The 13,764-nt window shown below is 72.4% G+C and carries 11 protein-coding genes; 10 read left to right on the top strand and 1 reads right to left on the bottom strand.

The window, feature by feature from the left end:
• Window positions 1–50: 50 nt before the first annotated feature.
• Complete coding sequence (locus ACN4JJ_RS04715) at window positions 51–992, bottom strand: diacylglycerol/lipid kinase family protein (protein ID WP_440708742.1); 942 nt, start codon at window positions 990–992, stop codon at window positions 51–53.
• Window positions 993–1,161: 169 nt separating this feature from the next.
• On the opposite strand from ACN4JJ_RS04715, the gene ACN4JJ_RS04710 reads away from it, so the two are divergent.
• The 10 genes from ACN4JJ_RS04710 (at window position 1,162) to ACN4JJ_RS04665 (ending at window position 13,648) form a co-directional block, all read left to right on the top strand.
• Window positions 1,162–1,800: an MBL fold metallo-hydrolase gene (locus ACN4JJ_RS04710; RefSeq protein ID WP_440708741.1), complete on the top strand. Its 639-nt coding sequence runs from the start codon at window positions 1,162–1,164 to the stop codon at window positions 1,798–1,800.
• Window positions 1,797–2,414 carry an RBBP9/YdeN family alpha/beta hydrolase gene (locus tag ACN4JJ_RS04705; RefSeq protein WP_440708740.1) on the top strand — a complete coding sequence of 206 codons (618 nt, stop codon included), beginning with the start codon at window positions 1,797–1,799 and terminating at the stop codon, window positions 2,412–2,414. Before ACN4JJ_RS04710 ends, ACN4JJ_RS04705 begins: the two co-directional genes overlap by 4 nt.
• 139 nt (window positions 2,415–2,553) lie before the next feature.
• Window positions 2,554–4,269, top strand: coding sequence for a class I adenylate-forming enzyme family protein (locus ACN4JJ_RS04700; RefSeq protein WP_440708739.1), 1,716 nt, complete (start codon window positions 2,554–2,556; stop codon window positions 4,267–4,269).
• A 102-nt stretch (window positions 4,270–4,371) separates the two neighbouring features.
• Window positions 4,372–4,881 (top strand): sigma-70 family RNA polymerase sigma factor, encoded by a 510-nt coding sequence (locus ACN4JJ_RS04695; protein ID WP_440708738.1) that lies wholly within the window; start codon window positions 4,372–4,374, stop codon window positions 4,879–4,881.
• Window positions 4,878–5,681: an anti-sigma factor family protein gene (locus ACN4JJ_RS04690; RefSeq protein ID WP_440708737.1), complete on the top strand. Its 804-nt coding sequence runs from the start codon at window positions 4,878–4,880 to the stop codon at window positions 5,679–5,681. Before ACN4JJ_RS04695 ends, ACN4JJ_RS04690 begins: the two co-directional genes overlap by 4 nt.
• A gap of 298 nt (window positions 5,682–5,979) precedes the next feature.
• A complete protein-coding gene (aroA, locus tag ACN4JJ_RS04685) occupies window positions 5,980–7,362 on the top strand; it encodes a 3-phosphoshikimate 1-carboxyvinyltransferase (protein ID WP_440708736.1) in 1,383 nt (460 codons plus the stop codon).
• Window positions 7,359–9,164 carry an AMP-binding protein gene (locus ACN4JJ_RS04680; RefSeq protein ID WP_440708735.1) on the top strand — a complete coding sequence of 602 codons (1,806 nt, stop codon included), beginning with the start codon at window positions 7,359–7,361 and terminating at the stop codon, window positions 9,162–9,164. The genes aroA and ACN4JJ_RS04680 overlap by 4 nt, the downstream gene beginning before the upstream one ends.
• A complete protein-coding gene (locus tag ACN4JJ_RS04675; protein WP_440708734.1) occupies window positions 9,161–10,375 on the top strand; it encodes an acyl-CoA dehydrogenase family protein in 1,215 nt (404 codons plus the stop codon). Before ACN4JJ_RS04680 ends, ACN4JJ_RS04675 begins: the two co-directional genes overlap by 4 nt.
• On the top strand, window positions 10,372–11,313 hold the full coding sequence (locus ACN4JJ_RS04670) for an SDR family oxidoreductase (RefSeq protein ID WP_440708733.1): 942 nt from the start codon (window positions 10,372–10,374) through the stop codon (window positions 11,311–11,313). The genes ACN4JJ_RS04675 and ACN4JJ_RS04670 overlap by 4 nt, the downstream gene beginning before the upstream one ends.
• Before the next feature lie 10 nt (window positions 11,314–11,323).
• Window positions 11,324–13,648 (top strand): FAD-dependent oxidoreductase, encoded by a 2,325-nt coding sequence (locus ACN4JJ_RS04665; protein WP_440708732.1) that lies wholly within the window; start codon window positions 11,324–11,326, stop codon window positions 13,646–13,648.
• The last annotated feature ends 116 nt before the right edge of the window (window positions 13,649–13,764 follow it).

Raw genomic sequence — 13,764 nt, 5'->3', positions numbered from 1 at the left:
TCGAGTATGCCACACGCCGGAGGGCAACTCAAAATCGGCCGCGCCCCGGCTCAGACGAGCACCCTCAGCGCGCCCGGCACGAGCTCCACCTCCAGCGGCAGGTCTCCGAAACGCTCCCCGTCGGCGTAGCCCGCGATGCCCTGGGCGTCGACGCTCACACGGCGCGCCCGGCGGAACTCCACGATCGGCAGCCCGGCGTGCGTGCCGGAGAACACCCTCGGGAACAGGCGGATGAAGCGCAGCTTGGAGACCGGCTGCACGATGAACACGTCGAGCAGGCCGTCGTCGAGCAGGGCGTCGGGGGCGATCTTCATGCCGCCGCCGATCGTGGTGTTGTTCGCCACCGAGAGCAGGCAGGAGTCGACCTCGACGCGTTCGCCGTCGATGTCGAGGCGGTAGCGGCGGGTCTTCAGCGTGAGCAGCTCGGCCACCAGCGCAATGACGTAGCGCGAGGCGCCTTTGGGGCGCCGCATGCGGTTCGCCCGCTCGTTGACCGCCGCGTCGAAACCCGCCGAGAGAACGCCGGCGAACCAGCGGTGCGGTTCGGAGGAGTCCGGGCCGTCCGCCGGCACGTCCAGCCCCGGGCCGGTCACCCGGGCGGCGTCGACCACCCGGGGTTCGCGTTCCAGGGCGTCGCAGAGGAAGGCGGTCGCAGCATCCGTGTGGGTGGGGATGCCCACGCCGGTCGCGAAGTCGTTGCCGGTTCCGGCCGGGATGATGCCGAGCGGGATGCCCGTACCGGCCACCAGGTTCACGCCGAGGTTCACCATGCCGTCGCCGCCCACCACCACGAGGGCGTCGGTCGCGGGGTCGGAGCCGAGCGACCGGCGGGCGACCCGCACCAAACCGTCGAAGTCGGGTGCGCTGAGCGGCAACACCTCGTGCCCGCGGGCGCGCAACGCGGCCACGACGGCGGGGCCGACCTGCCGGGTCTTGCCGAAGGAGGCGTTCGGGTTGATCGCCACGACGATCCGCTTCTGAGGGGAGCCCATGTGCACCGATTATCCCGTATGCATCCGGGCGCGTCCCCCGCAGGCCTCCGGGTGCGTCTCCCGCAGCCATCCGGGCGCGTTCCTCGCACGCATCCGCGCGCATCCGGCCACGCCGGTCGGCGCCGCGCGCCATTTGCGCCGCGGGCGCCGCGAGGTGTTGAGTCGGATCATGAGACTCACGAAATTCGAGCACGCCGCCCTGCTGCTGGAGCAGTCGGGGAAGAAGCTGTTCATCGATCCGGGATCGTTCACCACCCCCATCACGGATGCTGCGAACACGATCGCCGTCGTGATCACCCACGAACATCCCGACCACTGGACGCCCGAGCAGCTCAACCGCGTCCTCGAGGCCTCCCCCGACGCCGTGATCTACGGACCCGAGGGCGTGCTGCTCGCGGCCGGCGACTTCCCGATCACCCGCGTCGACCCGGGCGACTCGGTGCAGGCCGGGCCCTTCGCTCTGCGGTTCTTCGGCGGGCGGCACGCCGTCATCCACTCCTCGATCCCGGTGGTCGACAACGTGGGCGTGATCGTGAACGAGCAGCTGGTCTACCCGGGCGACTCCTTCGCGGTGCCGGAGGGCATCGAGGTGGATCTGCTGGCCGCGCCCGCATCCGCCCCCTGGCTGAAGATCTCGGAGGCCATGGACTACGTGCTCGAGGTGGCCCCGAAGCGCGCCTTCGGCACCCATGAGATGGTTCTCTCGGTGGCGGGCAAGCGAATGGCCGCCGACCGCCTGAAGTGGGCGACCGAGCAGGGCGGGGGCGAGTTCCTCGACCTGCAGCCCGGCGACTCGCTGGACGTGTGACCGACGTGACGGACGTGACCGACGTGACGCACGACGTCCGGGCGGGGACCGGCCCTGTGCCGCCCGCGCGCCGAGTCGTGATCGTGCACGGGTTCAACGCCTCCCCCGAGGCGCACTGGTTCCCGTGGCTGCGCGATCAGCTCAACTCCGAGGGTCTGGACGTGAGCATCGTGTCGCTTCCCCGCTCCCACGCACCCGACCGCGCCGGCTGGGAGTCGGCGGTGGCCGCGGAGCTCGGGACCCCGGATGCGCAGACCTGGGTCGTGACGCACTCGCTCGGCTCCGTCACGACCCTGCGGGTGCTCGCCGCCCTGCCCGGAACCTGGACGCTCGGCGGTCTCGTGGTGGTGGCCGGCTTCACCGGACGCCTCGGCACGATCCCCGAGCTCGACGACTACCTCGAGGCCGAGGTCGACGCCAAACGGGTTGCCGCGAGCATCCGCAATCGGGTCGTCATCCGCTCGGACGACGACGCCGTCGTGCCCGCGTCGGCCACCGACTCCCTCGCCCGCCGCCTCGGCGCCACGACCGTGGTGGTGCCGGGCGCCGGCCACTTCGTCTCGACCGGCGGCGTCACCGAGCTCCCGCAGGCACGCGACGCCGTCCTGGGCTGACGGCATCCCGGCCCGGCGGAATGGCACGGGCGGGGTCGACGGTTGTATACCTGAGATACCCCAGGATGCCGTCGACCGGATGCCGCCCAGGCTCGCTCCGCGCCGGCCCTCCACAGACCACAGACAGGACGAGGTCTTCATGAGCACCGCCACCGAGCCCACCGGATCCAGCACCGGCAGCGCGTACGCACCGAACACCGACTACGACACCTCGGCGTTCCGCCAGGTGTTCGAGCAGCACTTCACCTGGGCGGCGGGAGTCGAGCGCAACATCCATCGCTACGCGAACCGGACCGCGATCACCGACTCGACCACGGGCCGATCCTGGACCTACCGCGAGCTCGGCGAGGTGACCGGAGCCCTCGTGGCGGGCCTGGCCGAACACGGCGTCGGCGTGGGCGAGATGGTCGGCTACCAGCTGATGAACCGGCCCGAGTTCGCCTTCCTCTACGTGGCCGCGCAGGGGCTGCGGGCGGTGTCGTCGCCGATGAACTTCCGCCTGGCGCCGGCGGAGACGGCGCACATCCTGAGCCAGACGAAGCCGGTGATCTTCTTCTACGAGGCCGCCGCGGCGTCGGAGGTTCAGGCGGCGCTGCGGCTGAGCTCGTTCGCGCCGGCGACCCTGGTGGCGGTCGGCGAGGGCGAGCTGCTGCCGGGGGCCCTGCGGTTCGAGGAACTGCTGGTGGAGGGTGCGCCGAGCTTCCGCGCACCCGAAGGCGCCTCGGTGTGGGACGAGACCTCGCGGCTGTACACCTCGGGCACGACGGGCATGCCGAAGGCGGTACCGCTGACGAGCCTGAACGAGGTGCTGAGCGCGCACGACGCGATCATGCACTTCCCGCTCGGGCCGAACGACAAGACCATGAACATGTCGCCCTGGTTCCACCGCGGCGGCAACTACTGCGCGGGGCCGAACACGGCGTTCTACGTGGGATCCGAGGTCGTGACCCTCCCCCAGTTCGACCCGGGGCTGGTGCTCGACCTGATCGAACGGCACGGACTCACCTACGTGATCGGCGCGCCCACCAACCTGGAACGGCTCGCGGATGCGCAGGATGCCTCGCCCCGCGACCTCTCCTCGCTCTCGGGCATCGTGACCATGGGCGCTCCGCTGGACCGCGCGGCGGCACTGCGCTACCAGTCGACGCTCACCAAGCGGATCGCCAACGGCTACGGCACCACCGAGGCGTTCTGGAACACCTACCTGCGCCCGGAAGACCTGCCGGATGCCGCCGGTGCCGCGGGGCGCGCCTGCCTCGACGACGACGTGGCCGTGGTGAAGGTGTACGACGACCGGTTCGCCGATCCGAGCGACACCGTCGCGAAGGACGGCAGCGAGGTGGGCGAGGTGATCATGCGCTCGGTCAAGAGCGGCTACACCTACATCGGCAACCCCGAGGAGCAGGCGAAGAAGTTCCGCGACGGCTGGATGTACCCGGGCGACCTCGCGACCTGGAACGAGGACGAGATCGTCACCATCGTGGGCCGCAAGGACGACATGATCATCTCGGGCGGCGAGAACGTGCATCCGGTGCAGGTGGAGGAGGCGCTGGCCGGGCACTCCGGCGTGGCCGACGTGATCGTGACGGGCCTTCCGGATGCCGAGTGGGGCGAGCTCGTCGTGGCCTACGTCGTGCGGCGCGCCGGGGCGTTCGCCGAGGCCTCCGTGGCGGATGCGGCGGCCGAGCTCGACCGGTTCTGCCGGGAGAGCGTCTCGCTGGCGCGCTTCAAGCGGCCCCGCCGCTACGCCTTCGTCTCCGAGCTGCCCTACACGGCCACCGGCAAGAAGCAGCACTACGTGATGAAGCAGCGGGCGGTTCAGGATGCGGCGGACGGGGTGTTCGTCACGCCCTGAGTGCCGGGCGGCAGAGGGGGCGACGAGTCGGGCCCCGGGCCGGCACGACGAGGATTGAACGAAACGGGCGGCTGTCCCGTTGTGCGGGGTAGAGGAGGTGTCATGGGCGAGGAGCAGGCGGAGCTGCTGCGGGCGGTGCACGACGCGCACGCGCCGGCGCTGTACCGCTACGTGCTGCGGCTCACCCGCGACCCTGCCCTGGCACAGGACGTGGTGCAGGAGGCACTGCTGCGCGCCTGGCGCCGGCCGGCCATCCTCGAACAGGGAGACGAAGAAGCCCGCGCGTGGCTGTTCACGGTGGCGCGCAACCTCGTGATCGACGACCGCCGCAGCGCGCGGCACGCCCACGAGTTCGCCACCGACGACGTTCCGGAGCGCCCCACCGGGCACGACGAGACCGACGCGGTGCTCGACCGCTGGCTGCTGTCGGACGCGCTGCTCTCGCTCAGCCTCGAGCACCGCAGCGCCGTTGTGCGCTCGTACTACCTGGGGCAGTCGGCCGCCGAGATCGCCCGCGACGAAGGGGTTCCGGTGGGCACCGTGCGCTCGCGCACCCACTACGCGCTGCGCGCGCTGCGTCTCGCGCTGCAGGAGCGGGGGGTGACCGAATGACCGGATCCGGCGACGACGACGGACCTCGCACCGACACCGGCGCACGGCCCGACCCCTACCGCGACTGGGACGCCTCGTACGTGCTCGGCATGCTCTCGCCCGAGGAGCGACGGGAGTTCGAGCGTCATCTCGTAGACTGCCCGGCCTGCACCGCGGCGGTCGGCGAGCTCGCGGGACTGCCCGGCATCCTGGGCGGACTGAGTGCGAGCGAGGCCACCGCCCTGCTCGAAGACGACGCGCGGAGCGCCGCGGATGCGCACCTCGGCCAGCTCAGCGACGGCACGCCCCTGGTGCGAGAGCTGGCGCACACCGTGCGCCGCCGCCGCACGCGCACCCGGCGGCGCCTGGCCGCCGTGATCGCCGGAGCCGGCGCTGTTCTCGCCGGCGCGGGTGTGCTGGTGGGTGTGGCCCTGGGCGCGGGCGTCACGCCTTCGGCGACGGTGCCGAGCAGCGCCGTGGCCAGTGCAGCCCCGCCGGAGGCGAACGTCGCCTCGGCCATGTCGCAGGTCGAACCGGGCCGGCTCGAAGCCGACCTCATCGTCACCGAGAAGGGCTGGGGCACCCGCTTCGACTGGAACTGCAGCTACCGCGACGACGGGCCCTACTCCGATGGCCCCACCACGTACGACCTGGTGGTGACGGATGCCGACGGCACCCAGACCACGGTGGCCACCTGGACGGCGGCCGGGTCGAGCGCCGGCAACCTCTCGGCCTCGACGAGCATCCCCACGAGCACCATCCGCGAGGTCGACATCCGCGTGGCGGGCACCGACCAGCCGCTCGTGCGCACGAAGCTGTGATGCTGCCGGTGGCGCCGGGCTTCGCTCGCGCGCTCACCTTGGGTCATCGAGCAGGGCCTGAGACCTTGCTTCTGGCCCCGTCGGGTTCTGGGCTTGTGGGCTTTTCGACAAGGGTCGGGGGTCGTGGGGCGGCGTAACGGGCCCTGCTCGACGACCTAAAGTGAGTGGGGAGCGAAGCCCGGTGCCCCCGGCCAAGGCAGGGATGGCACTATGGACGGGAACCCTTTTCGATGCCTGTGCGACTCCGCGCGTCCGGAGTCGGCCGAAGTTGTGGAGGTCTGAGCAGGTGCAGTTGTGCGTGAGTGGGTCCGAGACCCCGATCTTCGGCGAGATCACCGTGCCCGTGTCGAAGTACCACGCTCACCGGGCGCTCGTGCTGGCCTCCCTCGCCCCGGGGCGCAGCGTCATCCGAGGGCTGTCCGACACCAGGCAGGTCGCCTGGACCATCGGCGCCCTGCGCGCCCTCGGCACCCGGATCGAGATCGAGGATGACGGCTACGTGGTGCACGGCGGCGAGTACCACACCCGCGACGACGTGCTCGATCACGGCTCGAGCTCGGCCGAGGGCGTGCTCAACATGGGCTCATCCGGCACCACGCTCTACTTCATGACCGGCCTCGCCGCCCTCGCCGACAGGCCCATCACCCTCACCGGGATGAAGTACTTCCGGCGCCGGCCGATCAAGGCCCTGCTCGACGCACTCGGGCAGCTGGGCATCCGGCACGCCTCCGCCGACGACTGCCCCCCGATCACCGTGCAGCCCGGGCGGCCGCGGGGCGGCCGGGTCACCATCCCCGGCACCCTCTCGCAGTGGGTCTCCGGGCTGCTGCTGGTGGCGCCGTTCGCCGAGCGCGAGACCACCATCGAGGTGACCGGCACCCTCAACGAGCAGCCCTACGTGGAGCTGACCGTGCGGATGATGCGGCACTTCGGCCTCGACGTCGAGCACTCCGAGGACTGGCGCCACTTCACCGTGCGCCCCGGCCAGACCGCCCGCGCCACCGAGTACCGCATCCCGCCCGACATCGGATCGGCCGCGTTCGGCCTGGCCGCCTCGGCGCTGCACCCCTCCGACGTGCTCTTCCGCGGGCTCACCGCCACCACCGCGGGCGAGACCGACCATCCGGAGGCCGACTTCCTCGACCTCGCGCGCGGCATGGGGCTGCCGATGGAGCACGATCGGCGCACCGGTTTCGTGCGGGTGCGGCACGACGGCATCCGGTTGCAGCCGCTGGAGGATCTCGACTGCCAGCCGATTCCCGACCTGCTCCCCGTGATCGCCGCCCTGGCGAGCTTCGCCGACGGCACCTCGACCTTGCGGAACATCTCCCACATCCGTCTGAAGGAGTCCGACCGGGTGAACGCGATGCTGCAGCTGAACAAGCTCGGCGGGCGCCTGGTCGACTCCGGGTCGGAGCTCACGATCACGGGGGTGGACGGGCTGCACGGCGCTGCGATGTCGTCGTTCAACGATCACCGGGTGCTGATGTCGCTGGCGGTCGCCGCGACCCGCGCGGAGGGCTCGTCGCAGCTGACCTACCCGCGGGCGTACCGCATCTCGTATCCGGGGTTCCTGCAAGCGATGACCGGCGTGGGGCTGTCGATGGAGATCCCGGCGGCACCGGCGAAGGCGGCGAGCGGATCGACCGGCGGCCGCTCGCCGCAGGTGCTGGCCTCATGAGCGGCGGCGCATCCGGGAGCCACGGTCTGACCGCTCTCGTCGACGAGCTGCTGCGCGCCGACCCCACCGCCCCGGCGGTGATCGAGGTGGGCGCGCGGCCTCGTACGCTCAGCCGCACCGAGCTGGCCGCGGAGGCCGACCGGGTGTCGGCCGTGCTGCTTGCGCTGGGGGTGGCGCCCGGCGAATCCGTGGCGTTCCAGCTGCCGAACTGGGCGGAGTGCGTGAGCGTGATCCTCGGCGTGATGCAGATCGGGGCGGTCGTGGCACCGATCATGCCCGTGTTCGGCGCGCGCGAGGTGGCGATGGTGCTCTCGCGCTCGAAGGCGCGGGTTCTGGTGCTGCCGGAGTCGTTCCGCGGGCGTGAGCACGCCGCCGAGTACCCGGCCGTGCGCGCCGAGGCCGCGGCGCGCGACCTCCCGTTGCGCGTCGAGCACGTGCTCGTGGTGGGTGCCCGCGATCCGCGGGGCGCGCTGCGGGCCGGAGCCGACGCTGCCGCGGATCCGTCCAGCGCCCGTCAGCTGGCGCCCCGCCCCGCCGCGGCGGGAGCCGAGAGCGATAGATGCGACGGAGGCGATGTCGGCGAGGCGGCGGCCTGGCACGACTTCGACGGCGCACTGGCCGGGGCCGAAGCCGGGGCCGAGTTGGACGCCCCGGCGATCGCCGCGCGCAGGCCCCGCGGCGACGACGTGGCGCAGCTGCTGTTCACCTCGGGCACGACCGGGGAGCCGAAGGGCGTGCAGCACGTGCACCGCTCGCTCGCCGAGGCGACCGCACTGGAGGTCGCCCACCTCGGCCTGACCGGCGGCGATCGCGTCTACATCCCCTCTCCGCTGGCGCACCAGACCGGTTTCCTCTACGGGCTCGTGCTGTCGTGGCGGCTCGGCACGGCCGCCGTGGTGCAGCCGGTCTGGGATGCCCGGGTCGCCCTCGAGCAGGCGTTCGGGCAGGCGGGCGCCCGGTTCGTGCAGGCGGCCACCCCCTTTCTGATGGACCTCGTCGAGGCCGTCGAGGCCGGCTCCCCCGCCCCCGCGAGCCTGCGGATCTTCGTCGCCACCGGCGCGGCCGTCCCGCGCGAGCTCGCCGAACGCGCCACCCGCGTACTCGACACCGCCGTCTGCGGCGCGTTCGGCACCACCGAGACCTGCCTCGGCACCCTCTCGGCCCCGCACGACCCGCCCGCCTCGGCCTGGGGCAGCGACGGCCGCCCCTTGCCCGGCATCGGTCTGCGGATCGTCGACGACTCCGGCGTCGAGCTCGGGCCCGGCCACGAGGGCCACTACGAGCTGAACAGCCCCACGATGTTCCTCGGCTACCTCGACCGCCCCGACCTCACCGCCGAGGTGTTCACCGCCGACGGCTGGTACAAGACCGGCGATCTCGGCATCCTCGACGCCGAGGGCTTCCTGCACATCACCGGGCGGGTGAAAGACGTCATCAACCGCGGCGGCGAGAAGGTGCCCGTGGTCGAGATCGAGAACCTGCTGTTCGCGCATCCGCTGGTCAAGGACGTGGCGATCGTCGCGATGCCCGATGAGCGGCTCGGCGAGCGCGCCTGCGCCTTCGTGGTGACCGCCGACGGGGCATCCGCCGCGCTCGGTCTCGGCGCGATGCGGGAGTACCTCGCCGAGGCGAACGTGTCGAAGTACTACTGGCCGGAGCGGCTCGAGACGATCCAGGAGCTGCCGCGGAACCCGGTGGGCAAGATCCAGAAGAACCTGCTCCGCGAGCGCGTCGCCGCTCTGCTGGAGTCCGAACGAGGGGCCGGCGCCGTGCCGTCGGCGAGAGAGAGTGCATCCGCGTGAGTATCGACACGAGCAAGACGTCCGCACCGGCGGAGACCGCCTTCGACGAGGCCGGGTTCGCCGCCCTCAAGGCCGAGATCGAGGCCTGGGTGCGCGGCCCCGGCGAGGACTGGTCCGAGCGCGTCGAGGCGGAGGGCGACGTGCCGCAGGCCCTGTACGACGAACTGCGCGACCGCGGCTGGCTGAGCCTCGCCGCCCCCGTGGAGCTCGGCGGCCGGGGCATCCCGTTCCCCCGGTACCTCGAGCTGCTCGAGGTGATCTCGCGCTCGCACGGCTCGATCCGGATGCTCGTGCACGTCAACAACGGACTCTGGCGGGCGATGGCCCCCTTCGTCGACGACGCCCAGCGCGAGACCCTGAAGCAGGCCGTGAGCGGCGAGAAGCTCGTGGCCTTCACCCTCACCGAGGCGACGGCGGGCACCGGGGCCGACCTCCGCACGACCGTGCGCCTCTCCGACGACGGCTCGCACTACCTGCTGAACGGGGAGAAGCACCTGATCACGTTCGGGGTGAAGTGCGACTACTGGCTGCTGTTCGCCCGGCTGGCGGGCACGGCGGGTGCGGAGGGCACGGTGGCGCTGCTGGTGCCGAACGCCGGGCTGCCGGGTGCCGAGGTGATCGACGACTCCGACACGATGGGCGTGCGCGGAACCGACCACGCCATCCTGAACTTCACCGACACGCCGGTGCCGGTGTCGGCGCGGATCGGCGCCGAGGGCGAGGGGCTCGCGGTGGCGCTCGGCGGGTTCCTGCTGCCGAGCCGGGTCTCGGTGGCGATGAGCGCCGTGGGGCTGGCCGAGCGGGCCCAGGAGCTCGCCGTGGAGTACGCGCTGACGCGCGAGACCTTCGGCAAGAAGCTCGCCGAGCGGCCGGTCATCCAGGCGTATCTGGCCGAGAACTACGCCGACATCGCGGCCGCGCGGGCGCTCGTGCTCGAGGCGGCGCGGGCCTACGACGAAGGGCGTGCGGATGCCGGTGCGCTGTCGAGCGCGTCGAAGATCGTGGCGGTCGACATGCTCGCGCGGGTGACCGACAAGGCGCTGCAGGTGCACGGCGGGCAGGGGTACTGGCGCCGCAACGCGATCGAGCGGGTGTACCGGGACGCCCGGGCGCAGCGCTTCGAAGAGGGTACGAACGAGATCCAGAAGACGGTGGTGGCGCGCGCGGTGCTCGCCGCGGCCGTGGCGAAGGCCGAGGAGGCAACACGATGAGCACCGACGAGACATCCGCCCCCTCCCCCCGCGTCGTGGTGATCACCGGCGCCTCGCGCGGGATCGGGCGACTGCTGGCCAGGAAGCTCGGCGCACAGGGCGCCGCCGTGGCGATCAACTACAAGGTGAACGCCGACCTCGCCGAGGACTCGCTCGCCGACGTCGTCGCGGCGGGCGGATCGGGCTTCACCGTGCAGGCCGACGTGGAGAGCCCGGAGGACATCGACCGCCTCTTCGACGAGGTGCGCGACCGCTACGGGCGCCTCGACGCCTTCGTCTCCAACGCCGCGGCGAGCGCCTTCAAGCCCGTGGCGCAGTTGAAGACGCACCACCTCGACCGCAGCTACGCCATGAACACCCGGGCGTTCGTGCTGGGCGCCATCCGGGCCGCCGAGCTGATGGATCGCGGCGGCCGCATCCTCGCCATCACTAGCTACGGCTCGCAGCGGGCGTTCGCCACCTACGCGGCGCTCGGTTCGGCGAAGGCGGCGAACGAGTCGTACGTGCGGTACATGGCGAACGAGTTCGGGCCGCGCGGCATCACGGTGAACGCCGTGAACGGGGGGCTGATCGACACCGATTCGCTCGACTACTTCTACAACAGGGTGCCGGGGATGGCGCCGATCGGGTCGGTGCTGAAGACCGTGCCGCTGCGCCGGCTGGGGACGGCCGACGACATGGCGGATGCGGCCGACTTCCTGCTCTCGGCGAAGGCCGGCTACATCACGGGGCAAGTGCTGAACGTCGACGGCGGGTTCACTGTCGTGGCGCCGCCGTACTGGGAGGACACCACGGGCGACCTGCGGGCCGCCGTGCTGGGGGCTGAGGCTGAGGTGGGAGCGGATGACGCCGTGGGCGGGCATCCGGATGCCCGGTCCGGCTCCGGCTACGGCTCCGTCGCGGGCGCCGGTTCGCCCTCGGGCACCGTGGGCGAGTAGCGTCCTCTCCGTGACGACGGCCCTGCACGCTTCCCCCACCACTCCCCCGTCGCTCGCCCGCACGCTGTCGCCCTGGCGGCTCGGTGCGCTCGAGCTCCCGCACCGGGTCGTCACCGGCAGCATGCACACGGGGCTCGAGACGGTCGACGACGGCGGGGCGGCCCTCGCGGCCTACTACGCCGAACGGATCGCGGGCGGGGCGGCGCTCGTCATCACGGGCGGTCTCGCCGTCAGTCCCGAGGGCTGCGGCGCCGACGACTTCAGTGTGCTGGGCGAGCCGGCGAGCGACGCGCGGTTCGCGCTGGCCGTCGGCGCCGTGCACGCGGCGGGCGGGCGGATCGCGGCGCAGCTGTTCCATGCGGGCCGCTACGCCTTGCTGGAAGGGATGACGGATGCCTCGGGCACGCCCGTGCAGCCCGTCGCCCCGTCGGCGCTGCCGTGGCGGAGTTCGGGCGCGCAGGCTCCGCGAGCCCTCGACGAGGAGGGCATCCGCCGCACCCTCGACGACTTCGAGCGGGCGGCCTCGCAGGCGGTCGCACTCGGGTTCGACGCGGTCGAGATCATGGCCTCGGAGGGGTATCTGGTCAATCAGTTCTGTTCGCCGGTGACGAATCGGCGCGACGACGAGTGGGGTGGCGACGCGGTGCGGCGTCGGCGCTTCGCGGTGGAGGTGGTGCGGGCCGTGCGGCGTGGGGTCGGCTACGACGTGCCGGTGATCGTGCGGATGTCGGGTGCCGACCTGGTGCCGGATTCGAGCTCACAGGACGAGACGGATGCGCTCGCCCGCGCGCTCGTACTGGCGGGGGCGGATGCGCTGAACGTGGGGATCGGCTGGCACGAATCGACGGTGCCGACCGTGCAGGCGGCCGTGCCGCACGGGGTGTGGGTGGGGTACGCGGAGGCGATCGCGCGGGCCGTGTCGCTGCCCGGGGCCGCGGGAACAGGGGGCGCAGCATCCGGAGCCGATTCGAACAGGGGCGCAGCCGTGGACCGGCTGCCCGAGACGGCCGTTCCGGTGATCGCGAGCAACCGGCTGACCGATCTGCGCGACGCCGAGCAGGTTCTGGCGGGCGGACTGATCACCGCCGTGGCGCTGGCGCGGCCGTTTCTGGCGGATGCGGCGATCATCGATCGCTCGCGCTCGGGCCGCTTCGACGCGGTGAACACCTGCATCGGCTGCAATCAGGCGTGCCTGGACAACAGTTTCGTGAAGCAGCCCGTGTCGTGTCTGGTGAATCCGCGGGCCGGCAACGAGACGCGCTACCCGCTCGAGCTGACGGCGCGGCCCTCGCGCGTGGCCGTGGTGGGCGGCGGGCCGGCGGGACTCGTCGCCGCGACCGACCTGGCCGAGCGCGGTCACGAGGTGACGCTGTTCGAGGCGCAACCGCACCTCGGCGGGCAGTTCACGCTCGCGGCGCTCGTCCCGACGAAGGAGGACTACGCCCTGACCGTGCGGCACTACGCCTCGCGTCTGGCGGCGGCCGGCGCGCGGGTGGAGTTGGGGCGCACGGTCTCCGCGCGGGAGCTGGCGGGGCTGGACGCGTGGGCGGGTGGCGGGGCGCCGGGCGCAGGTGGCGGGGCGACAGGTACGGGCGAGATGGGATCCGCGGCCGGTGGCGCCGGAGGGTTCGACGCGGTGGTGCTGGCGACGGGGGTTCGGCCTCGGCCGCTCGACATCGCCGGATCGGAGCTGCCGCACGTGCTCAGCTACGAGCAGGCACTGCTGGAAGGCGTGCCCGCCGGGCGGGTGGCGATCATCGGCGGTGGCGGGATCGGGGTCGACCTCGCGAAGTACCTCGTGCTGTCGCACTCCCCGGCCGAGCGGGCGCGGGCGTTCGAGTCGCGCTTCGCGATCCCCGGACCGCGCACCGACCTGGAGGCGCCGGAGCTGCCGCAGCGGATCGCCGCGCGCGAGGAGACCGCCGCGGCCGGCATCCTGGACCGGCTCCCCCGGTCGTCGGATCCCCGCCCCGGATCGGACGTGGTGCTGCTGCGCCGCTCGGGCAAGGTGGGTGCGGGCATGGGCCTGACCTCGCGCTGGGTGGCACTCGGCGAGCTGCGCGAGGCGGGCGTGCGGATGCTGACCGGGCTCGAGTACGAGGCGATCACCCCCGAGGGGGTGCAGATCGTGCTCGCCGACGGCACCCGCGAGCTGATCGCCGCCGACACCGTGGTGGTGTGCGCCGGCCAGCTCCCGCACGACCCGCTGAGTGCCGCCCTCACGGAGCTGGGCGTGCGGCACGAACGCGTGGGGGGCGCCCTCGACGCGACCCGTGTCGATGCCGTGCGCGCCACCCGTCAGGCCCTGGACGCCGCCCGCCGCCTCGCCCCGTAGCCCGCGCTCGCCCGGCCCCGACCCGCCCCAGCCCCGCCCCGCCACGCCCGCCCAGCCCAGCCCAGCCCAGCCCAGCCCGAGCATCCGCCCGCCGTCGAGTGGCGACTTGACAGAAG

This window comes from Herbiconiux dendrobii (assembly GCF_052048175.1).
Lineage (GTDB): Bacteria > Actinomycetota > Actinomycetes > Actinomycetales > Microbacteriaceae > Herbiconiux.
This window is presented reverse-complemented; position numbering and strand designations above follow the sequence as displayed.

Coding starts and splice junctions, on each gene's coding strand:
- ACN4JJ_RS04715 (WP_440708742.1), bottom strand. CDS start 992: ATGGGCTCCCCTCAGAAGCGGATCGTCGTGGCGATCAACCCGAACGCC.
- ACN4JJ_RS04670 (WP_440708733.1), top strand. CDS start 10,372: ATGAGCACCGACGAGACATCCGCCCCCTCCCCCCGCGTCGTGGTGATC.
- ACN4JJ_RS04690 (WP_440708737.1), top strand. CDS start 4,878: ATGACCGGATCCGGCGACGACGACGGACCTCGCACCGACACCGGCGCA.
- ACN4JJ_RS04695 (WP_440708738.1), top strand. CDS start 4,372: ATGGGCGAGGAGCAGGCGGAGCTGCTGCGGGCGGTGCACGACGCGCAC.
- ACN4JJ_RS04710 (WP_440708741.1), top strand. CDS start 1,162: ATGAGACTCACGAAATTCGAGCACGCCGCCCTGCTGCTGGAGCAGTCG.
- ACN4JJ_RS04680 (WP_440708735.1), top strand. CDS start 7,359: ATGAGCGGCGGCGCATCCGGGAGCCACGGTCTGACCGCTCTCGTCGAC.
- ACN4JJ_RS04700 (WP_440708739.1), top strand. CDS start 2,554: ATGAGCACCGCCACCGAGCCCACCGGATCCAGCACCGGCAGCGCGTAC.